Source organism: Bacillus sp. OTU2372 (genome assembly GCF_038440275.1).
In the GTDB taxonomy this organism is placed as follows: Bacteria; Bacillota; Bacilli; order Bacillales; family Cytobacillaceae; genus Neobacillus; species Neobacillus bataviensis_B.
Map to the genome: position 1 here is coordinate 62043 of NZ_JASATK010000010.1, position 19942 is coordinate 81984.

Genomic DNA, 19942 nt, shown 5'->3' on the forward strand with positions numbered 1-19942 from the left:
CATGAAGAGCAATAAGCTAAAAGAGGTTCGTACTAATCAGGGAATGTCTATTTCTGAATTAGCAAGACGTACTAACTTAAATCGTATTACTATTAGTAATATAGAAAATGGATATAGCAACCCAACAGTTAAAACGGTATCAATTATTTGCAAAGTACTATCTAAAAATCCAAATGATATTTTTTTTAACAATAATGTAAACCATGAAGAGCATTTGGGTGAAGGTGGGGAGTATTAATTGAGTGAATTAAATCCGAAAGACTATCCATTAACTTTACGTGTTGAAGATTTACAAAAGATTCTTAGATTATCTAAAGCATCAACCTATGATTTGACCAAACAGAAGGGATTTCCTTCCATACGTGTGGGGAGAAGAATTCTAATTCCTAGAGATGCATTTTTTAAATGGTATGGAGTCGATATTTATGAAGGAAAAGTAAATGAATAAATGGGTGAAGAACTTGAATAAAATATCGAAATTTCATAGAGCAGCGTTAAGCTATGCGGAAAAGTTGAATTGGGCAGTTTTTCCTCTCCACTCAATACAGGATGGGCGCTGTACCTGCTTAAAAAAGGACTGTAAAAGCCCAGGAAAACACCCTAGGATAACGGGGGGGTATAAGTCTGCAACAACTGATAAATTCAAAATTAATCAGTGGTGGGCAAAATGGCCAATCTCTAATATTGGTATTGCAACTGGGAAAATAAATGGAATTATCGTCATAGACATTGACCCAAGGAACGGTGGGAATCAATCTTTTGGAGAATTAATAAGTGAATTTGGACAACTTCCTGAAACTGTAGAGGCCGTATCAGGGGGAGGGGGACAACATATCCTTCTCAAATACCCTGGTTCTTTTAATTTTACAAATATTTTAATGCCTGGGATTGATATAAAAACGGACGGGGGGTATATCGTAGGTGCTCCTTCACTTCATAAATGCGGTCTGGAGTATGAATGGAAGATGACTGGTCATCCATTCAGGGTTAGGATAGCAGAATGTCCTGAATGGTTGGCAAGGCTAATTAAAGGGAAAAGCCTGGATCATAATAAAAAACCCGCTACATATTGGAAAGATGTTCTTAAAGGGGTGGGCAGGGGGGAGAGGAATATCGTTGCTACCCAATTAACGGGATACCTTTTAAGGAGGTATATTGATCCTTTTGCAACGCAGGAAATTATGGAAATGTGGAACGCTCGAAATACCCCTCCGTTAAGTAAAAAAGAACTTTACACTATTATAAATAGTGTTGCGAAGCAGGAACGAGCTAGGCGTAAAAGGATGGATAGGAATGGAAGATAATATTGCAAAACTAGCTGCTGAACAAGATGAAGAAAATACGAAGACCGAAAAAGAAACACAATCCCAAATTCTAATTAGATTAGCAGTATCGGATTCGGAATTGTTTCATACAGATGAACTTGAGCCATTTGCTACCTTTAAAGTGAAAAGTCATTATGAAACATATTCATTGAATGGGAGAGTATTCAAATTATGGTTGACTAAAACCTTTTATGATAAATACGGAAAAGTTGCTGGAAATCAAGCTTTGGCTGAGGCAATAAATATACTAAAGGCAAAAGCTCTATTTGAAGGAGAAAAAATGAACGTTTTTACCCGAATAGCTCAAAAGGATAATACAATATATATTGATCTTTGCGATGAAAGTTGGGAAGTAGTAAAAGTAACTTCCGAAGGCTGGGAAATCGTGAGCAATCCACCTGTTAAATTCAAACGTTCAAAAATAGCGGAGGAAATTCCAAAGCCCATTAGTGGGGGAAGTATAGAAGAATTAAAAAAATATATTAATTATAAAAATGAAACAGATTGGGTCCTTATTGTCGCATGGCTGCTTTCAACTTTACGACCAAATAGTCCTTACCCAATCTTAACTATACAAGGTGAACAAGGTAGCGCAAAAAGTACTACAACACGAGTTTTAAGAACTATTGTTGACCCATCCACAATGCCACTTAGATCATTGCCAAGGGAAGAGCGGGATTTATCAATTGCAGCTAATAATTCCTGGATCTTGGCATTTGATAATTTATCTGGTCTTTCTAATATGATAAGTGATGCACTATGTAAGCTATCAACTGGTGGCGGGCTTGCTACCCGAATGCTATTTACTGATGATGAAGAGGCCGTTTTTAACATTATGAGACCAGCAATATTAAACGGAATTGACGATATTGCTAAAAGACAGGACTTACTAGATCGCTCATTAGTTTTATTCCTGCCGTCGATCCCTGAAGAGCGTAGAACTGATGAAAAAACCTTTTGGAAATCTTTTAAGGAAGCCCATCCCATTATTTTAGGGGGGTTACTTGATGTTTTAAGCGGCGCAATTAAAGAACTCCCAAATACCAATCTAACGGCAAAGCCACGCATGGCAGACTTTGCACAATGGGCAACAGCAGCGGAGAAATGTTTAGGATGGGAAACCGGGACGTTTATGAATGTATACACTAATAACAGAAATGAGGCTATAGACCAGGGGCTTGAATCCGACCCAGTGGCGGTTGCAGTACAAGCCTTTATGGAAGAAAAAACAAGTTGGGAAGGGACAGTAGGGGAAACGCTTGATGAATTGAACAATTACACAGAGGAAGCAATAACAAAATATAGTAAAGCATGGCCGACCTCTAGGAAGTTAAAAGAAAGGTTAAGGAGAATAGCCCCCGCCTTAAGAGTAAAAGGAATTAATTATTTAGACTTAGGGCGTACGAGTAAAGGAGCAAAGGTAAGATTAGAAAAAACGGATGAATCAACACCATTATCTACATTATCTACACCAAATACGTCAAATCGATCTTTAACGGAAGATGATAGAATGACAGAAAGTAAAAACACAGTATGTGTAGAAAAAAGATCGTCACACAATAAATCACACTTCAGAACCATTCATGACGATAATGAAGATAATGTAGATAAAAAACCAAACTTACCCAAAATTCATAAAAGTGGGCTCATTTGATGTTTGAAGTAAAATTAATTCAATTAGCAGAACAGATCGGATGTGAAATGATACCTGAGGGAGAAAATATTAGAGTTATGAATATTGACTCCCTGCCTTCCCTCTTAAAAGTAAAAATTATTGAGCATAAAACACAAATACTAAAAATTCTTAAAAGAGATAATCAAGTAAAGAAAATGGGCTTTATAATAGGTCTACCTGGTCAAATATACTTTCGTTCCATTAATAAAAAAATCATTTTATACATGGAAGGGTATAACGGAATTTGGGAGTTATGGACGGAAACACTCCATGCGAACAGGAAGCAAGCTACAAGTACTAAAGTAATATACAGAAGTCCTGAATTTGAAAAGGTTATTATTAAAGCAAAAAAATTTTGTGATTTTGTTCAACAGAAGCAAAACAGTAGATATTTACAGTAGTTAATCATTTATCATCACATAGGAAATCGAATATTTATAGAATTAAATAGACTAAAATGTAATGAAAAATGGTCTTTTTATACACTTTTTGTAAACTTGAAATCGGTGAAAGCCCTGATATTATGGTATTTTCCTAATTTATAAAAAAAGGAGCCAAAAAATGAACGGACATTTCACTAAAAAAATTCGAATCAACAAGCCGCAGGACATTAGAAGAATGATAGCAAAGGTAATTAATATTTTGCTTCAGGATGGTGAAATGACAATAGATAAGGCCAAAACCATAGCAACGTTATCGAATACAGCTTTAAAATCAATGGAACTAGGTGATTTAGCGGAAAGAATGAACAAGATTGAGAAATTGTTAGAAAACCAGGAATAACACAGAAATTTTATGAAAGGACCGATTTTGAATGAGTTTAAAATCCCGGTTGAAACATCTCGAACGAAGCATAAAGCCAAAGGGAAAAGACCCAGTACAAGAGTGGCGTGAAAGAGTTAAAAGGAATGAAGAATTGGAAAGCCTTTCTCCCGCTATCGAAGAAGGAGATTTGCAAGCTTGCATTCGCTACTGCCAGCTGTGTGAGGAGAGTGTTGTTGACAGGACATTTTCTTACCGGGATGTTTATATTAAGGTTGCTGCAATGAACGAAGGCTATGAACCGAGATATGAGGATGAAACAGGGATCGATGTTTGGTATCACAATCTAAAGGTGACATATAAATATCTGGAAGAGAAGGGAAAAGTTCTGAATACGAAGGAACCTGATTTAAAAATTTGGAAATCTTAGGGGTTATAGGATTCAAATAAACTGTTAAAAAGTGCAATCAGTAATAAAAAATCACAACTAATCAGCCTGAGTCTCATATAAATATGGACTCAGGTTGTTTAATCAGAAGTTAACGAGAAGGAATTGAGTCTGTAAAAACAAAAGGTAAACAACTAGGTAGACCGAAAATGAGTCTAGAATCAGTGAGAGCCAAAAAACAACTTTAAAAGCAAATTATGAATTATGGAAAAGGAAGGGAATAAAGGCAGTTGATTTTATGAATCAAATGGGATTTAAGCAAAATACATTTTACAAATTATTTAGGTATATGAAGCGAGTATGCACTAGCAATGGTGTCTTTTTAAATTTTGATACAACAAAAGATAGCCCTCAAATTACTAAATTTGGAGGTTTTGTTATATAAGGAAGGTGTTAGAAAAACATGGAAGAGTTAGCCTGGAAAAATAAAAATAGTTACTATATACTAAAATAAAAACATAAGAATAGGGGAATAAGTTTTATGAAAAGAAATATAATTGCACTGCTTAATATGAAAGGTGGGGTAGGAAAGACCACTTTATGTAAAGAGATTGCTTATTTTTTGGCTAATAGTTATAAATTGGAAAATAGCAGGAAGAAGGTCTTAGTAGTTGATGTTGATCCTCAAGGAAATCTAACACAATCTATATTTGAAAAGTTTAATTATAAGCATCATTATGAAAGTGAAACCGATGTAAATAAAGACTATAAAGTTTGTACTGCAACTATTAGTAATGTTTTTGAATATAAATCTATAGTTGAAGGTGTAAAGATTGAAGACTTTATTTTAACTTTAAATGAAAATTTATCAATTATTCCCGGAGATTTAAATGCAGTCTTTTTTGAAAGATCGTCAGGTAGTTCAGAAAGTGAAAATGCTTTAAAAAATTTCATAGAAGATTTCAATATCAGAGATGAATATGAATATATATTCCTAGATTGCCCCCCAACTTTTTCTTTTTACACTACTGCTGCGTTACTGGCGAGTGATTTTTATGTTTCACCAATTCATCCAGACTCATATTCTATTTTAGGGATAGATTTATTATTCCAGGTTGTAGATAGATTAAAAGCGGTATATAGAGATAGATTCAAAGCTTTACCATTGGATCATTTAGGTGTTCTTTTTTCTAATATTCCACGAGATGCTAGTATTCAACAAGGGATGAAGGATATGATTTCGGACATTCGTAGAAGCGAAGTATTGAAAGAATTAAAAGTACATTTCTTTAAAGAGGCTTTTAGAGTAAATGCTTCTATTCCTAAGAAGATAGATTATTTTATTGCTGATTCAAACTCAGATTACTCTTATGATAATTTAAGGAAGATTGTAAAGGAATTAGAGTCAAGAATAAATTCTTTTGAAATACCTGTTCTAAAACAGGAGGTATAAGATGATTGAACATTTACATACTAGAGTTTCGAATATAAAAAAGGCTGACAGTGATGAAAAAATAAGATTCGAGCTATACAGTATAGTAACCGCTTTTTTGTTGTCAACAGAGATATTTAATAGAAATAGTCAAATTAAAGATTTCTTAATTTCTTCGAACCAGAATTTTAAAAATATTAGACCATATGCATATCATAGTAGAGCGATTTTGTTAGGGCAAGTTCTTAAAATAATTAAAAAAGAAACTAAATTGTTTAATTATAATTTTGCATTAGATATAAAAAACCACCTTGAAGAAGCTTTAAATAATGTATCTTTAAATGAAAATTTATTAAAGAGTAAATCTGAAAATAACAATTTAAGGGACAGTGATATAGATGTGGAAAAAGATAAACTGAGTGTAGAAAAGAAGCATAAGAATTATACTGATTCATTGTTCAACCGTTTTAAGAGGGGTGAGTAGAATTGTCAGACATAGAATTTTCTAAATATGAAGCTTTTGTTGAGAAGCACTTTCCGAATTCTCCTGTGCCAAATACAAAATTAATGCGGGATATTTATGATGTTATTCAGAATAACATAGAGTTTATGGACCTAATAAGACAAATAGATATAGAGACAAATGAAGAGAGAGAAACGTTATATCAAACCTTCTATTTACTTAATATAAGAACTCTTTATCATATGCCTTCTAACGATCAATTTGTAAATGGAATTATTATTCGAGCTATCGTAGAAAATTTATTTAGATTAAGTGTATCTTTGTTAAAATGCCCAATAGTTGATTTAAAAGAAGCGTCTTTTAGTACGATGAAAACAGCTTTAGAGTCAAAAGGTTTTCAACATCGATATAAGGATTTTTATGAGTGTTTATGTAATAATTTTGGGACATATTCAAAAGATGTTCATGGAGAGAATGTTCATAAACTTTCTGAACAAGAATTTCTTATCTCCATCCGAACTACAGAGAATGTAGAGCATTTAAAGAGAATTTTAAAAGTTTATAAAAAGATAAACGAGCTCATGATTCCATTCTTTTTAAAAGAAATACGAACAAAAAAAACAAATCTAAATGCTGCTAATTTGAATAGAATGTTAAATATAGTGGGAGATTCGAATTACAATATATTTTATGATAAATAAATCAGTTTTTATACGTAATTTATTTTACGTGTGTAGTATTTAGCCTGTACTATATTTTAAAGTGTCATTGCCGTTACATGGAGCCTCTGTGAGTAGAACCACCAGCAAGCGAGTATAAAATGGATAAGCCAATAGTGCTATTAAATTGCCTCTAAAACGTTTTACGTCTCTCTTTATCTAAAAAGCTTTCGTTTCAATTTGACTATTAGAACAGTGGATATTCCTCTGTTCTTTTTGAATTTGGTTGTTTAAAAAGGTATACCATTATAAACAGTATTACACTATTTAATTTATTAATGATTTATTAGTTGTAAAAAGTCTTAAAAACATTTATAAACGTTTGTAAAATGTTATATACCTTTATAAATTATTTTGTTATGATTTAAGTATCATACAGAAAAGCATCAAGGAGATACTTACATCATGAAAAATAAAATATTCGGTTATATTCGAGTAAGCAGTAAAGGCCAAAATATTGATCGTCAACTTAACGAAATGCTTGAACTAGGTATAAATGAAAGGGATATATTTTTAGATAAAGAAAGCGGGAAAAATTTTAATCGCCCACAATACAAAGCATTAAAACAGTGCTTACGTGAAGGTGACTTACTTTATATAAAGTCGATTGACCGTTTTGGCCGAAATTCCAAAGAGATTAAAAAAGAATGGGAAATCATTACTTCCGAAATAAAAGCTGACATTAGGGTAATTGATATGCCATTGTTGGACACAACCCAATATAAGGACACTCTAGGGAACTTTGTTTCCGAATTAGTATTACAAGTTCTTTCGTTTGTTGCGGAAAAAGAAAGAGAGGATATTAATAGGAGGCAACGAGAAGGAATTGAATCGGCCAAAGCAAAAGGTAAACATCTAGGCAGACCGAAAATAAGCCTAGAATCATTAAATGAGAAACAGACAGCAATTTTAAAAACTAAATATGAATCATGGAAAAAGAACGAAATAACAGCAGTTGAATTTATGAATAAAATGGATTTAAAGAAAAATACATTTTATAAAATTATGAAGGAATATGAAGTGAGTAGGCACTAGCAATAGTGCCCTTTTAAAACAAGAATAAGTTTGTGAAAAAATGTACTTAAGCTAACAGGAGTTTAGTTTAAGTGTAATGTTTCACAAAGTTATAGAAAAATCCAATCTTTTACTAAGAAAAAGGCTCCAGTTTATATTAGCGATTTTTATTTAATTATGTAACATTCGAATGGTAACGGGCGTTTATAAAAAAGTAGTGGTAGGAAATTTGTATTTTATACTTGACTGTTATTTTTTTTAAATATATAATTCAATTAATCAATTGAATATTTTAATAAAAGGTCGAATAAAATTATTGTTGTTCGTAAGGATCGATATTAGATGAACTTGAAGCAAGTAAATATAGCGTACCTTAATTTAAGGATTCAATTGTCCATTATATTTAGAATAAATAATACGAAATAGGAGGTTTAATTAAGACTTAATTACTAATATTAAGGAGGTGATGAGTTGATACCAGATAAACCTACCTATTAGTAGGTAGAGTGGTTAAATAAATTGTTTTTTGAAGTAAAGTATTTATGTAGAACGGTGAGAATTCTGCTAATGAAATTAAATTGTAGTGAAGTATTAAAATAAATTATTAGGAGATGAACAAAATGAGATTTGAAAATAAAACAGTTATCGTAACAGGTGGGGGAACAGGAATTGGAAAGTCTACAGCACAAAAATTTTATGAAGAAGGAGCAAATGTAATTATTAACGGCCGTAGGAAAGATGTTTTAACGAAAACTGCGTTAGAAATAGACCCATCAGGTAAGAAGGTGTTAGCAGTTTCTGGTGATATTAGTAATCGGGAAACTTCAACTAAATTAGTAAAGGTTGCTGTAGAAGCATTTGGTGGTATTGATGTACTAGTTAACAACACTGGTAAATTCAACCCAACTCCTTTCCTTGAGCATACGCCAGAAGATTTACAATCATATCTTGATACAATTGTAAAAGGAACTTTCTATCCTTCTCAAGCTGTCATTCCAGAAATGAAAAAAAGAGGAGGAGGAGCAATTGTAAATACGGGTTCAATGTGGGCGATTTCAGCAGTGGAGGCAACACCTTCATCAGCTTACTCTGCAGCTATGGCTGGACGTCACGCATTGACAAGAAATCTTGCCATTGAGTTTGCTGGAGATAACATTAGAGTTAATGCAGTAGCACCTGCGGTTGTAGAGACTCCAATCTACAATACATTTATGACTGAAGAAGAAGTAGCAAATGTGCTACCAACTTTTAATGAATTTCATCCAATTGGACGTAATGGTACTCCAGATGATGTAGCAAATGCGGTTTTATTCCTTGCGGACGCTACATGGGTTACTGGTATTGTTATGCCACTTGACGGCGGTGTCACTGCTCGTCTGAGATAATTTATTAGTATGGGTCAACCGGTTAATGGTTGGCCCATAATTTACGTCGTCCTTTATTGGTAAGATCAGCATGATATAAAAATAAGGAGTTAAGTAACTAATAAAGCAAAGTTTTTTTATTAGGCGGAATCTTATTATCTTTAATAAGCAGTATAGCTAGAACAACTTCGAAGTATAGTTGATCTTACTACTTAGTAGATGTCATTTTAAAGGGGGAAGTATGTTGACGGTATACTTACTAAATGGTAGATTCTTTGTATGAAAACACAAAATAATACTTTACAAAACATTATGGATATTGGCCAAAAATTAGTCCAGGAACGAGGATATAATGGGTTTAGCTATGCGGATATTGCAGAAGCTATCGGTATCCGTAAGGCTAGTATACATTATCATTTTCCTTCAAAGAAAGATTTAGTACAGGCTGTAGTTCTTCGGTATCGAAAGGATTTTATGGAAAGACTCCATAAAATTGATTTTCAATCACAAGACACAAATGAAAAAATTAATGGTTTTTTTGGAATGTATCGAGAAACATTGGAGAACAAAAACAAACTATGCTTATGTACAATGATGGCTGCAGAAATAAACTCATTCCCAGAAGAAATACGAAATCAAATAAATTTATTTTTCAGTGAAAATGAAAGCTGGGTTGAAAAGGTACTTGAAAAAGGAAAAGAGCTTGGTCAGATCAGTTCAACCAATGTTGCAAAACAAGCCAAGGTGTTAGTCGCTTACGTTCAAGGTGCTCAATTGATATCTAGGTCTTCGGGAAGTATCGAATATTTTGATTCACTTGTGGAGCATTTTAGTTTTTGAAAGGAAAGTGTTTTATTGTAAAGGTTAAATGAATACCTCTATTCATTTAACCTTTACCTATATTAAAAGAGAAGGGGTAATTCCAAATGGCTATTGAACGGTGTGGACGATAGTAACAATTTATTAACAGTATATAATAATTTTCCTATTCAAGTTCTTACTCCGAAAATAATTATCACTGTTTATTATTTTATTTTTCAGTGGTATTACCTCGCTTCTTAAAGAAAAAATACAAACACTTCTTATTCTGGAATTTAAAAGAACGATTTAATAAAATTCTTCAAACTTTATCCCTTAGACTAAAATAGTGACCTTGATTTGTGGTACTATAATATATAAATTATAATGAAAATAATATTCAATTGAATATGAAAGGATAAATTTTATGGAGCATTTAAATTTAGATTCTTCTTTTAAAGAAAGATTATATCAACAATACGCACGTATAGGTAAATGTTTATCTAGTGACAAGCGACTAGAGATTTTGGATTTACTTTCTAATGGTCCTAAATCTGTAGAAAATATAAGCCAGCAGTCTGGAATGACTGTTGCTAATGTATCCCGTCACCTTCAAGTACTATTAGATGCACAATTAGTAAAATTTAACAAAAAAGGAACCTATGTGATTTATTCATTAGCAGATTCTGCAGTATTGGATTTTTTAATGTCTTTATGGAAAGTTTGCGAAATTCAACTCTCAGATATACCTCGCATTAAAGATGAATTATTACAAAAATACGAAGATGTTCAAACTATTTCTAAAAGTGAGTTACTAAAAAAGATGGAATCCAAAACAATTGTTGTCTTAGATATTCGCCCTAAGGACGAATATGAGGCGGGGCATATTGCAGGAGCCATTTCAGTACCGTTGGAAGAACTTGATGAATATCTTCAAAGTCTTCCGAAAGATATTCCACTAGCAGCATATTGTAAAGGACCCTATTGTGTGTATACAACATACGCAGTTGAAGAAATGCAGAAAAAAGGATTCACTGCTTATCGAATAGAAGAAGGGGTTCATGATTGGAATAGGAAATAATTTGAAATTTATTTATTGTATGTTAAGGCACAGCTCTATTAGGGCTGTGCTTTTTTATTAAGGAAAAACATGGGTCTTATATAAATATATTCCTTGTAGAATTAGGCAAATTTATTGGAGTTGACGAAAAGCATTTCTAATTATATAATTCAATTAATCAATTGAATAATTGATTTAAAGAAAATAACATGACTAATAAAATTAAGGAGGATATATTATGGGTGCAATCTCATTAACAAATGAAACATTTCAAAAAACCGTTCAATCAGGTGTGACATTGGTTGATTTCTGGGCTCCTTGGTGCGGACCTTGTAAAGTTCAACTTCCAATTGTAGAAGAATTAGGGAAAGAAATGAAGGGACAAGCAACAATTGCTAAAGTCAATGTGGACGAAGAGCCTGAGTTATCTTCACAATTTGGCATAAGAAGTATCCCTACTTTGCTACTGTTTAAAAATGGTAAGGTGGTAGATATGATGGTAGGTGTAAATCAAAAGCATGTATTGAAAGATAAAATTTTAAAACTAAATGGAAATTAAATTAGGAATTGATGAAAAATCGGCAATACTTTTGAAAAGTTATTGCCGATTTCTTTCAGTAAAACTTTAAAAGGGCATATAGATTATTCATTCAAATTCAGGTTATAAACAAAGATAATATCAAATAAATGAGTTTAGATATGTTTATTTTGAGATCAAAGTTGAAAATTAACTTTTATTTTGTATTAATTATTTTTCCAAAAATGGTATTGCGGACGAATAGTTACTACTTGACGAAAGGGATTTTGATAACTATAATTCAATTATTTGATTGATTAATTGAATAAAGAGGAATTCAATTTCAACATAAAGTAGGGAGGAATTATTAATGTATAAATCAGTAATCATAGGTACAGGACCTGCCGGGTTGACAGCAGCAATCTACTTAGCCCGTGCCAATATGAAACCTCTTGTAATAGAGGGACCAGAACCAGGAGGACAGTTAACAACAACGACTGAGGTTGAAAATTTCCCAGGTTTTCCCGAAGGTATCAAGGGTCCTGAATTAATGGATAATATGCGAAAACAAGCAGAGCGATTTGGAGCCGAATTTTATACAGGTTGGGTGAAAAAAGTGGATATGTCGGAGCGTCCATTTAAATTACAGGTAGAGGGTAGAGGCGAAATTGTGAGTGAAACCCTTATTATCTCTACAGGTGCAAGTGCGAAATACCTAGGAATTCCAAATGAAAAAGAAAGTATCGGTTATGGTGTGAGCACCTGTGCAACATGTGATGGTTTCTTCTTTAGGGACAAAGAGATAATAGTGATTGGTGGCGGGGATTCTGCATTAGAAGAAGCCAATTTTTTGACACGTTTTGCATCCAAAGTTACTTTAGTGCACAGGCGTGAGGAATTGAGAGCTTCTAAAATCATGCAGGACCGTGCTTTTGAAAACGAAAAAATTGAATGGGCATTAAACAGGACTCCAGTCGAAGTAGTAAAAGGTGAAAGTGGAATAACTGGATTGAAAGTTATAAACAATGTATCAGGTAAAGAAGAAATTATCCAAGCTGAGGGGATTTTTGTTGCTATTGGTCATCGCCCAAATACGGATTTCCTGAATGGACAAATAAATACTGATGAAAATGGATATATCTTAACCAAACCGGGAACAACCGAAACAAACATACCTGGTGTATTTGCTTGTGGCGATGTACAGGACAGCAAATATCGTCAAGCTATCACTGCAGCTGGTAGTGGTAGTATGGCTGCAATAGATAGCGAAAGATTTATCGAATCTCAAGAACATTAAGAGCAGCTAAGGGTTTCAAAGTTCTTTAAATAAATACTTTCAATCGCAAGTAATAATAATTAGTAAAATCTAACACTTTTACTTTATTAAATATAAGATAAGGAGTGATAATTTGTCAGTTCTAGATAATAATTTAACAAATAATAATGAAAACACTAAATGGAGTTTACGTGTATGGGGTCTTCTTCTCGTAGTTTCGGGAGCCCTTTTCCTTGATGGGGTCGATCTTTCGATGGTAAACATTGCTTTACCTTCCATAGGAGAAGACCTCAATCTTTCCACTAGTTCGCTACAATGGATTGTTAATGCGTATATCCTTGGGTATGGAGGGTTCCTTCTCCTAGGTGGCCGAGTTTCTGATTTGCTAGGACGCCGTCAGGTATTTCTAACTGCGGTTGCAGTGTTCGGAGTGTCTTCAATATTAAGCTCTTTCTTGAGTAACGAAATTGCAATCATTGTTTTAAGACTTCTGAAAGGCATATCAGCTGGATTCACGGTTCCTGCTGGTATGTCAATCGTTAGCACGTCTTTCGTTGAAGGACCAAATAGAACGAGAGCACTTAGTATCTATTCAGTTATTGGGATGACCGGTTTCGCGTTAGGCCTTGTTTTCGGGGGACTTCTTACAGAAGTTGGTTGGCGCTCTACTTTATTCGCTCCGGGTCCAGTAGCTCTTGTGCTTCTTCTTGCAGGGTTACGACTAGTACCACAATCTTCTCGGGAACGCGTCTCACTCAAGCAGTTCGATATTTGGGGTACACTTACTATCACTGGTTCATTACTGTTGCTTGTATATGCACTTGTCGAAGCTCCTGAAAAAGGTTGGACAAATATTTGGACTATTCTACTACTACTTGTTAGTGTGATCTTAATGATGGTGTTTATTCTAATAGAAAAAAGACATCCGCATCCTCTTGTTCGCCTAGGCATTTTACGTTCAATGAAGTTAGTTAATGCGAATTTCGCTGCTATGATGTTGTTGGGAAGTTTCATGGCTTTCCAATTTATCGTAACAATTTACTTGCAAGATTCACTTGGTTGGGCACCATTCTTGGTAGCTTTATCATTTTTACCTTCAAGCCTTTTCCAAGTGGTTTTTGGCCCACGTATTGACCGTGTAATTAAACGCCTTGGAACAGCTTTATCTATTTTTATTGGCTTAACAATGGTATCTATCGCATATCTATTATTCTTTAGGGTTGATCCATCATTGCCATACTGGAATTTCCTTTTGCCAACGATGATCCTTATTGGTATCGGATTCGTTTTCGCCTTTCCTGGAGTTAATGTCCAAGCGACCTCAGGTGTAGCACCTGAGGAACAGGGTCTTGCATCTGGTCTTGTTAACACTAGTTTGCAAATTGGTGGAGCGATTTCTTTAGCTATCATAACTGCTGTACTCAATGGGTCAAATGAACCTATCCAGTCCAATCAACTTCTGCCTAATATGAATTTAGCGAATGTTATCGTTGCGGGATTGGCTTTGCTAGGTATGCTGTCATCAATGATACACCTTATCAACATGCGCAAGATGCAGAGAAACGGATAAACTTTAAAGGATGGCTAGTAAAGCCACAGGAGAACTCGTAAACGAGGTTTACCAGCATCAAAATATTGTAAAGGCATAAATATAAGAATCATTCATGTACAAATAATACATTTTCTACGTGCTAGGACCACAGTGTTAATGCAGTTTGATTCTTTGCAGATGATTCATCATCATGGATTACAGGCATTATTATGGCACTTGATGGTGGAGTTACAGCTCGATTAAGATAAAAAATAAAAAAGGAGCAATCATGAAAATGTTTGCTCCTTTTTCTATAATCAAAAATAGCGAAATAGATTAATTCATCTTTTGCAAGTATTTCCATTCCTTGATCGAAGATTTATATGACGAGTTTAAAGTGAGTGGTACTAAAATTAATTGAGAAACCCATCGGCCATATACTATGGCGGGTAATAGTTGTGTTTTTATAAATCAAAATTTTTTAGTAGTGAGGTTTTTAAAATTATTTATTTAGTCATTCCATTATTAACACTTATATTACTAATAATATATAAGAGATATTACCCTGTGAAAGGGATTCATTGTATTGAAAAAAATCAATTAAAAGATTCTACTATTATTGTATTAGATATTCGGAATTACAATGAAATCTCGAATTCCGATTCTTATACCTTGAATATTCCCTTTGCATACCTAAACCGCTTTTATATGGAAGTCCCCCCCGGTAAAATACATGTTATAGCTGAAGATAAATTAGAATTGAACTTAGGATTGCGTTTTTTGTTAAACAAAGGATTTACGATTAATAGTTATGAATTAATGCAATATCCATGCACTGATAATCAAAGAAAAGGATCTTGGACTAATGGAGTATGATCAACATGTTAAAAATCATTTGAAAAGAATTGGAGGACAAGTGAAATGGATATTAAACATGATGGAACAGGGAAAAGATTGTGGAGAGTTTTTACTTAATTATCAGCTACAGGCAATGCTTTATATCAAGCAAACACCCATCCTTAAGAATATTCAGGTAACAAATTTGATTATTTTTATACCATTACTGGTAATAGTATTTTGTTGGAAATTAAAAATAGTAAAAGTATATCAAATTAGATTTCTAATCAATAAATAAAGGAGGAACCAAAATGAAAAAGCTAGAAGAATTAACTTCGATGAATATGATAGAAGATTTTTTAAAAAATCATGAATTAAGTTTTTTATACGTGTCTAGACAAGATTGTGGTGTATGTCATGCTGTTTTACCAAAGCTAAGAGAATTGCTGGACAAGTTTCCACTTATTCATCTAGGACATATAAACGCCTATGAGGTAGAAGAAGTTGCAGCTAAATTCTCTATTTTTACTGTACCTTCACTAATTTTATTTATAGATGGTAAAGAATTACTGAGAGAGGCTCGGTTTGTTCACTTTGATGAGTTAGAGAAACGAATAGAGAAAATTTATGGAATGTATAATCAACAATAGAAATAAAAGTAAAAAAATAAGAATGATTATCTATAAAAGACGTAAAGATTAGATAAGAACATATGTTATTTATTAATGGCCAAGTAGCTGCAAAAATTAATTTGTATCTCTACCACCCTATACCTACTAGTAGGTATAGGGTGGCTTTATTATGTTGTCTCTTAATTCAACTTTGATTAGGAAGGTAAATTCCTCTTATATATTTGTGAGATAGAGACAAGGGGGGTATTTTCGCTTGACTTATAATAATATCAATAATATAATTCAATTAATCAATTGAACAATTGATTAATTTAAAATAAAAATGGAGGCGTATTATTTTGGAAACTACACCAAAAGCTTATCTTCAAATTACTTTAAATATTGATGTTGCTAATCGAGCAGATGCAGCAAAGGTTTATACTACCTATAAGGAGCCATTTTTGAAAGATATTCCTGGAGCGATCTCTAAAGAACTTTTAATTCGTGATGAAGATGTTCAGGTATTACATGGGTTTAACAGTGTTGCAGAAGCACAAACTTATCTTGAAAGCGAGCTTTTCAATAATGATGTTGTTGTTGGGCTAAAAGATTTGTTAAAGTCCGATCCAGAGGTTAGAATTTATAGCGCTAGCTAAATGTCAATGACGAGTTGTAGGATTAGTTACAAATTCATTTTTTAGTATTCTTGTTAATGATAAAGGGGGAGAGAGAAGTTTCCTCGGCTCCCTCTCTAAAAACAAGAGTTCTTTATAATACTGGGTAGCGTATTTACGATTATTGTGAGGGAGGGAAATGAAATGAAGTGGAAAGAAATAACAACATTAGAAGAGTGGGATGACACTTTAGAGAAGTCTACAAAACGTGGACAGGTCATTCTAAAGCATAGTACTACCTGTCCCGTGAGCTCTAATGCACTAAAAGAATACGAGCATTATTTAGAAGGCTTACCAAATAATAATGTAGACTACATTATTATTAAAGTAATCGAGTCACGCGCGGTTTCTAATAAAATTGCGGAGGACTTGAACGTCAAGCATGAATCTCCACAAGTTATTTTTGTTAAGGATAAATCTAAATATTGGACTGCATCACATTGGTCAGTTACGACTGAACATATGACAGCAGTATTAAATTAATCGAAAAGTAGAATGTTATAATAAGCCCTTTTTGTACCGACCGGTAGGTAGCTAATTTTCCTAATATTCAGATAAGTTGAGGAGATAATAATGAATAAAGATAGTCTATTTAAAAAATCAAATATTAATCGTTTAAATGAATTTAGTAAATTGTCTCCTGATGTATTTAATGCATTTGTGACTTTTGACAAGAAGGCACTGGGTGAGGGTAAATTAAGCTCGAAATTAAAAGAGCTTATTGCAATAGCTGTAGCACATACAACAGGGTGTCCTTATTGTATAGACCTCCATGTCAAGCAGGCAAAAAACAAGGAAGTATCAAAAGAGGAAATGGCTGAAGCAGTGATGATTGCCACTGCCCTAAAGGCAGGGTCGGCTCTTGCTCATGGAGTTAACGCTCTTAATGCTTATGATAAAAATGAAGATGATGAATTGTATAGAGCAGCTTATTTTAATCGATTAAAAGAATTTTCACAGTTAAACGGAGACACTTTTAAAGCATTTATTGCATTTGATCAACATGCAATGAAAGCAGGAGAACTTAGTGTTAAGGAAAAAGAGCTTATTGCAATAGCTGTAGCACATACAACAGGGTGTCCTTATTGCATTGATATTCACACTAAAGGAGCAAAAAAAGCAAAAGCGACGAAGGAAGAAGTTGCTGAATCTATTATGGTAGCTACAGCACTGAAAGCAGGATCTGCCCTTGCTCATGGAGTAAATGCATTAATTGCATTCGATGAGTCAATTTAACTTGGGTTTGTTAACTTTTAAGGTCAAAGCGAATAACTAGTTCTACCAAATATGGATTGAGAACTTTTCCTAAGAATCCTTCTATGTTTAGGGAAGAACTTTTTGCTGCGCATAATACTAAAACTTCACTTTAGTCGTTAAATAAAAGAGCCGATGGCTCTTTTATTAATTACAGAAGCTTTTGTACATTAATTTGTTATGATATTTTTGGACAATACCACATCATTTTTAGTTGTCGATATTATATAATCTTGTCATGTAGAATGCCGAAATAGTAATAATGGATAAAGGTTGAATGATGGTAAAACAAGAACCAATATGGTCTGTCAGTAATCATTCAATTAATTTCTAGAGAAACTGTATAGACTTTATATTTATACATGTTTGTGAAGCGGTGCTTATTATACTAAGATACCTTTATTTTATTGGAAATATTTCATAATTTACATTTTTATGTTAATTACGAAAATTCACATGATAATGCGTCTCCCTAGAAAATTATCCTTTTCCTCAACGAAAAAAGACCCCTCCAAATCTCAGGGGTTTAGTATTTGAACTTGGAATGGGATATCTAGGGCTTTTTTGAACTGGCATTACAACAGCTTTTTATCCATCTTTATGGATTGCGTTATTATTACAATAAAGCTCACTGCGTCATATTAAAAAAATGGTTTATTGCAACTTATTTTTTCTGATGGAATCATAGCATGAAGTATATTACATAATGTTGTAATTCCATGAGTTAATAATTCCTCATTCATATAGGAGTAACTAACTCGTAAATGATTATTTTCTTGTCCAACTGGGTAACATGCTGATCCTGGTAAGAATGTTATTTGTTGTTTTTTTGCCTCTGATAAAAGATAGTGACTATCTATCGAAGATGGTAGACTGATCCATAAATTTAACCCCCCTTCAGGTATTATCCATGATACTCCATCAGGAGAATGTTTTTTTAGTAATTCAAGAACCAAATCTCTTCGAATTCTTAGAGCCGTCCGCAATTTCTTGGTGTGATCTACCATTCTTTTAGAGTTAATTAAAGGAAGGATTGCCCTTTGTGAAAGTAAAGGACTTCCTAAATCAGCATTTGCCTTTGCTGCTAATAACCGATTGAAAATGGAGCCTGAAGCTGATAATATTCCTATTCTACAACTCGGTGCAATGGTTTTACTTAATCCTCTTAAATAAATCACATGCCCGAACTGATCCATACTTTTAAGGGGAACAGGTGGTTTCTTTTCAAAATAAATTTCACTGCATGGATCGTCCTCTACAATAATACATTGGATGCTTTGAGCTATATCAAGTAACTGCTTACGTCGTTTTAAAGTCATAACAACACCTGTTGGATTATGAAAAGTAGGAATCGTAAAGATAATTTTAGGTTTATGTTTTTCGCACACATTTTGGAGTATATCTATTCGCATTCCATCCTTATCAATAGGCACAGTGAGTATAGTAGCCCCCCTTCCACTAAAAACATCTATTGCTCCAGGGTAGGTAGGAGCTTCCATTACCACAACATCACCGGGTCCAACAAATGTACGAGCAATAAGATCAATACCTTGTTGAAGACCACTTGTAACTAAGATGTTTTCTGGTGTAGAGAGAACCCCTGACCTTTTTAAATACTCAGACATTTTACTTCTTAGTTGACTATCACCTTGAATGTCTCCATATATAGACAATAACTCTGGGTTTTCTGAAAAAACTCGTTGAACCTCTTGCTCGAAATATCGATTTGGTAAAAGTTTAGGATCTATCATAGATGATGAAAGATGGACCTTTTGAGTCCCAATATGATAACGAGCAAACTGGGATCTGGGTAAATAATCTTGAAGCGATAATTGCCAATCGTATGAAGGAATTGCTTCTTTTTCTCCAATACCTTCTTTTATTTTAGCTTTTACAAATGTACCTTTTCCTTGGGTAGAAGTAATAAAACCATCTTGTTCTAATTGCTTATACGCCTTCACAACTGTAACCAAACTTACCTCCAGTTGTTTTGAAAGGTTGCGTACTGAAGGCAACTTCAATCCTTCTTCCAAAAGTCCTGATCGGATACGGTCAACAATTGATTGATATATTTGGTTAGAAAGTGATATTCCAGTATTTCTTTGGACATCAATTTGCATAATAATTACCCCTTAATGTTATGCATAGTTCGATATAACTAAGTGAAAAAAATAAATTCATTATAACACTTTGTGGAGTTTTAATCATGCTAAGAAGTGAAACCACTTTTAAAGTGTTATAG

23 protein-coding genes are annotated in these 19942 nt (G+C 33.5%); 22 read left to right on the forward strand and 1 reads right to left on the reverse strand.

The annotated features are described in order from the left end of the window. Window position 1: 1 nt before the first annotated feature. The 22 genes from AAHB15_RS16765 to AAHB15_RS16870 all read left to right on the forward strand — a co-directional run bounded on the left by AAHB15_RS16765 (window position 2) and on the right by AAHB15_RS16870 (window position 17682). Window positions 2-238 carry a helix-turn-helix transcriptional regulator gene (locus tag AAHB15_RS16765; RefSeq protein ID WP_342042832.1) on the forward strand — a complete coding sequence of 79 codons (237 nt, stop codon included), beginning with the start codon at window positions 2-4 and terminating at the stop codon, window positions 236-238. Then, window positions 239-448: a helix-turn-helix domain-containing protein gene (locus tag AAHB15_RS16770; protein WP_342042833.1), complete on the forward strand. Its 210-nt coding sequence runs from the start codon at window positions 239-241 to the stop codon at window positions 446-448. Next, the gene (locus AAHB15_RS16775) at window positions 441-1304 is read left to right on the forward strand and encodes a bifunctional DNA primase/polymerase (RefSeq protein ID WP_342042834.1); all 864 of its coding nucleotides are present in this window, start codon (window positions 441-443) and stop codon (window positions 1302-1304) included. Before AAHB15_RS16770 ends, AAHB15_RS16775 begins: the two co-directional genes overlap by 8 nt. Beyond that, window positions 1294-2979, forward strand: coding sequence for a hypothetical protein (locus AAHB15_RS16780; RefSeq protein WP_342042835.1), 1686 nt, complete (start codon window positions 1294-1296; stop codon window positions 2977-2979). The genes AAHB15_RS16775 and AAHB15_RS16780 overlap by 11 nt, the downstream gene beginning before the upstream one ends. Next, window positions 2979-3401, forward strand: a complete 423-nt coding sequence (locus AAHB15_RS16785; RefSeq protein ID WP_342042836.1) for a hypothetical protein — start codon at window positions 2979-2981, stop codon at window positions 3399-3401. Before AAHB15_RS16780 ends, AAHB15_RS16785 begins: the two co-directional genes overlap by 1 nt. Before the next feature lie 160 nt (window positions 3402-3561). Beyond that, a complete protein-coding gene (locus AAHB15_RS16790; protein ID WP_342042837.1) occupies window positions 3562-3783 on the forward strand; it encodes a hypothetical protein in 222 nt (73 codons plus the stop codon). 31 nt (window positions 3784-3814) lie between these two features. Next, window positions 3815-4192 carry a hypothetical protein gene (locus AAHB15_RS16795; RefSeq protein WP_342042838.1) on the forward strand — a complete coding sequence of 126 codons (378 nt, stop codon included), beginning with the start codon at window positions 3815-3817 and terminating at the stop codon, window positions 4190-4192. A 499-nt stretch (window positions 4193-4691) separates the two neighbouring features. Continuing rightward, window positions 4692-5603, forward strand: coding sequence for a ParA family protein (locus AAHB15_RS16800; protein WP_342042839.1), 912 nt, complete (start codon window positions 4692-4694; stop codon window positions 5601-5603). Window position 5604: 1 nt separating this feature from the next. Further along, on the forward strand, window positions 5605-6066 hold the full coding sequence (locus AAHB15_RS16805) for a hypothetical protein (protein ID WP_342042840.1): 462 nt from the start codon (window positions 5605-5607) through the stop codon (window positions 6064-6066). Window positions 6067-6068: 2 nt separating this feature from the next. Then, window positions 6069-6746: a hypothetical protein gene (locus AAHB15_RS16810; RefSeq protein ID WP_342042841.1), complete on the forward strand. Its 678-nt coding sequence runs from the start codon at window positions 6069-6071 to the stop codon at window positions 6744-6746. Window positions 6747-7169: 423 nt separating this feature from the next. Continuing rightward, on the forward strand, window positions 7170-7799 hold the full coding sequence (locus AAHB15_RS16815) for a recombinase family protein (protein WP_342042842.1): 630 nt from the start codon (window positions 7170-7172) through the stop codon (window positions 7797-7799). A gap of 599 nt (window positions 7800-8398) precedes the next feature. Next, window positions 8399-9163, forward strand: a complete 765-nt coding sequence (locus AAHB15_RS16820) for an SDR family NAD(P)-dependent oxidoreductase (protein WP_342042843.1) — start codon at window positions 8399-8401, stop codon at window positions 9161-9163. A 258-nt stretch (window positions 9164-9421) separates the two neighbouring features. Then, window positions 9422-9982, forward strand: coding sequence for a TetR/AcrR family transcriptional regulator (locus AAHB15_RS16825; protein WP_342042844.1), 561 nt, complete (start codon window positions 9422-9424; stop codon window positions 9980-9982). 385 nt (window positions 9983-10367) lie between these two features. Then, window positions 10368-11021, forward strand: a complete 654-nt coding sequence (locus tag AAHB15_RS16830; protein WP_342042845.1) for an ArsR/SmtB family transcription factor — start codon at window positions 10368-10370, stop codon at window positions 11019-11021. 217 nt (window positions 11022-11238) lie between these two features. Beyond that, window positions 11239-11559, forward strand: a complete 321-nt coding sequence (gene trxA, locus AAHB15_RS16835; RefSeq protein ID WP_342042846.1) for a thioredoxin — start codon at window positions 11239-11241, stop codon at window positions 11557-11559. A gap of 328 nt (window positions 11560-11887) precedes the next feature. Then, window positions 11888-12814, forward strand: coding sequence for a thioredoxin-disulfide reductase (gene trxB / locus AAHB15_RS16840; protein WP_342042847.1), 927 nt, complete (start codon window positions 11888-11890; stop codon window positions 12812-12814). A gap of 112 nt (window positions 12815-12926) precedes the next feature. Beyond that, window positions 12927-14363, forward strand: a complete 1437-nt coding sequence (locus AAHB15_RS16845) for an MFS transporter (RefSeq protein ID WP_342042848.1) — start codon at window positions 12927-12929, stop codon at window positions 14361-14363. 826 nt (window positions 14364-15189) lie between these two features. Beyond that, window positions 15190-15459, forward strand: a complete 270-nt coding sequence (locus tag AAHB15_RS30220) for a metal-sensing transcriptional repressor (RefSeq protein ID WP_446715875.1) — start codon at window positions 15190-15192, stop codon at window positions 15457-15459. A 13-nt stretch (window positions 15460-15472) separates the two neighbouring features. Further along, on the forward strand, window positions 15473-15811 hold the full coding sequence (locus tag AAHB15_RS16855; protein WP_342042849.1) for a thioredoxin family protein: 339 nt from the start codon (window positions 15473-15475) through the stop codon (window positions 15809-15811). A 320-nt stretch (window positions 15812-16131) separates the two neighbouring features. After that, the gene (locus AAHB15_RS16860; protein WP_342042850.1) at window positions 16132-16428 is read left to right on the forward strand and encodes a hypothetical protein; all 297 of its coding nucleotides are present in this window, start codon (window positions 16132-16134) and stop codon (window positions 16426-16428) included. A gap of 162 nt (window positions 16429-16590) precedes the next feature. Beyond that, window positions 16591-16929, forward strand: coding sequence for a bacillithiol system redox-active protein YtxJ (gene ytxJ / locus AAHB15_RS16865; protein WP_342042851.1), 339 nt, complete (start codon window positions 16591-16593; stop codon window positions 16927-16929). A gap of 90 nt (window positions 16930-17019) precedes the next feature. Then, a complete protein-coding gene (locus tag AAHB15_RS16870; RefSeq protein WP_342042852.1) occupies window positions 17020-17682 on the forward strand; it encodes a carboxymuconolactone decarboxylase family protein in 663 nt (220 codons plus the stop codon). A 659-nt stretch (window positions 17683-18341) separates the two neighbouring features. Here AAHB15_RS16870 and pdxR read toward each other — a convergent pair. Next, on the reverse strand, window positions 18342-19820 hold the full coding sequence (pdxR, locus tag AAHB15_RS16875) for a MocR-like pyridoxine biosynthesis transcription factor PdxR (RefSeq protein WP_342042853.1): 1479 nt from the start codon (window positions 19818-19820) through the stop codon (window positions 18342-18344). Window positions 19821-19942: the final 122 nt, after the last annotated feature.

What these genes read in the sequence shown, in the direction of transcription:
- AAHB15_RS16800 (WP_342042839.1), top strand. Translation starts at nt 4,692, where the DNA reads ATGAAAAGAAATATAATTGCACTGCTTAATATGAAAGGTGGGGTAGGA.
- pdxR (WP_342042853.1), bottom strand. Translation starts at nt 19,820, where the DNA reads ATGCAAATTGATGTCCAAAGAAATACTGGAATATCACTTTCTAACCAA.
- AAHB15_RS16785 (WP_342042836.1), top strand. Translation starts at nt 2,979, where the DNA reads ATGTTTGAAGTAAAATTAATTCAATTAGCAGAACAGATCGGATGTGAA.
- AAHB15_RS30220 (WP_446715875.1), top strand. Translation starts at nt 15,190, where the DNA reads ATGGAGTATGATCAACATGTTAAAAATCATTTGAAAAGAATTGGAGGA.
- AAHB15_RS16775 (WP_342042834.1), top strand. Translation starts at nt 441, where the DNA reads ATGAATAAATGGGTGAAGAACTTGAATAAAATATCGAAATTTCATAGA.
- AAHB15_RS16815 (WP_342042842.1), top strand. Translation starts at nt 7,170, where the DNA reads ATGAAAAATAAAATATTCGGTTATATTCGAGTAAGCAGTAAAGGCCAA.
- ytxJ (WP_342042851.1), top strand. Translation starts at nt 16,591, where the DNA reads ATGAAGTGGAAAGAAATAACAACATTAGAAGAGTGGGATGACACTTTA.
- trxA (WP_342042846.1), top strand. Translation starts at nt 11,239, where the DNA reads ATGGGTGCAATCTCATTAACAAATGAAACATTTCAAAAAACCGTTCAA.
- AAHB15_RS16870 (WP_342042852.1), top strand. Translation starts at nt 17,020, where the DNA reads ATGAATAAAGATAGTCTATTTAAAAAATCAAATATTAATCGTTTAAAT.
- AAHB15_RS16855 (WP_342042849.1), top strand. Translation starts at nt 15,473, where the DNA reads ATGAAAAAGCTAGAAGAATTAACTTCGATGAATATGATAGAAGATTTT.
- AAHB15_RS16780 (WP_342042835.1), top strand. Translation starts at nt 1,294, where the DNA reads ATGGAAGATAATATTGCAAAACTAGCTGCTGAACAAGATGAAGAAAAT.
- AAHB15_RS16820 (WP_342042843.1), top strand. Translation starts at nt 8,399, where the DNA reads ATGAGATTTGAAAATAAAACAGTTATCGTAACAGGTGGGGGAACAGGA.
- AAHB15_RS16790 (WP_342042837.1), top strand. Translation starts at nt 3,562, where the DNA reads ATGAACGGACATTTCACTAAAAAAATTCGAATCAACAAGCCGCAGGAC.
- trxB (WP_342042847.1), top strand. Translation starts at nt 11,888, where the DNA reads ATGTATAAATCAGTAATCATAGGTACAGGACCTGCCGGGTTGACAGCA.
- AAHB15_RS16765 (WP_342042832.1), top strand. Translation starts at nt 2, where the DNA reads ATGAAGAGCAATAAGCTAAAAGAGGTTCGTACTAATCAGGGAATGTCT.
- AAHB15_RS16805 (WP_342042840.1), top strand. Translation starts at nt 5,605, where the DNA reads ATGATTGAACATTTACATACTAGAGTTTCGAATATAAAAAAGGCTGAC.
- AAHB15_RS16830 (WP_342042845.1), top strand. Translation starts at nt 10,368, where the DNA reads ATGGAGCATTTAAATTTAGATTCTTCTTTTAAAGAAAGATTATATCAA.
- AAHB15_RS16825 (WP_342042844.1), top strand. Translation starts at nt 9,422, where the DNA reads ATGAAAACACAAAATAATACTTTACAAAACATTATGGATATTGGCCAA.
- AAHB15_RS16795 (WP_342042838.1), top strand. Translation starts at nt 3,815, where the DNA reads ATGAGTTTAAAATCCCGGTTGAAACATCTCGAACGAAGCATAAAGCCA.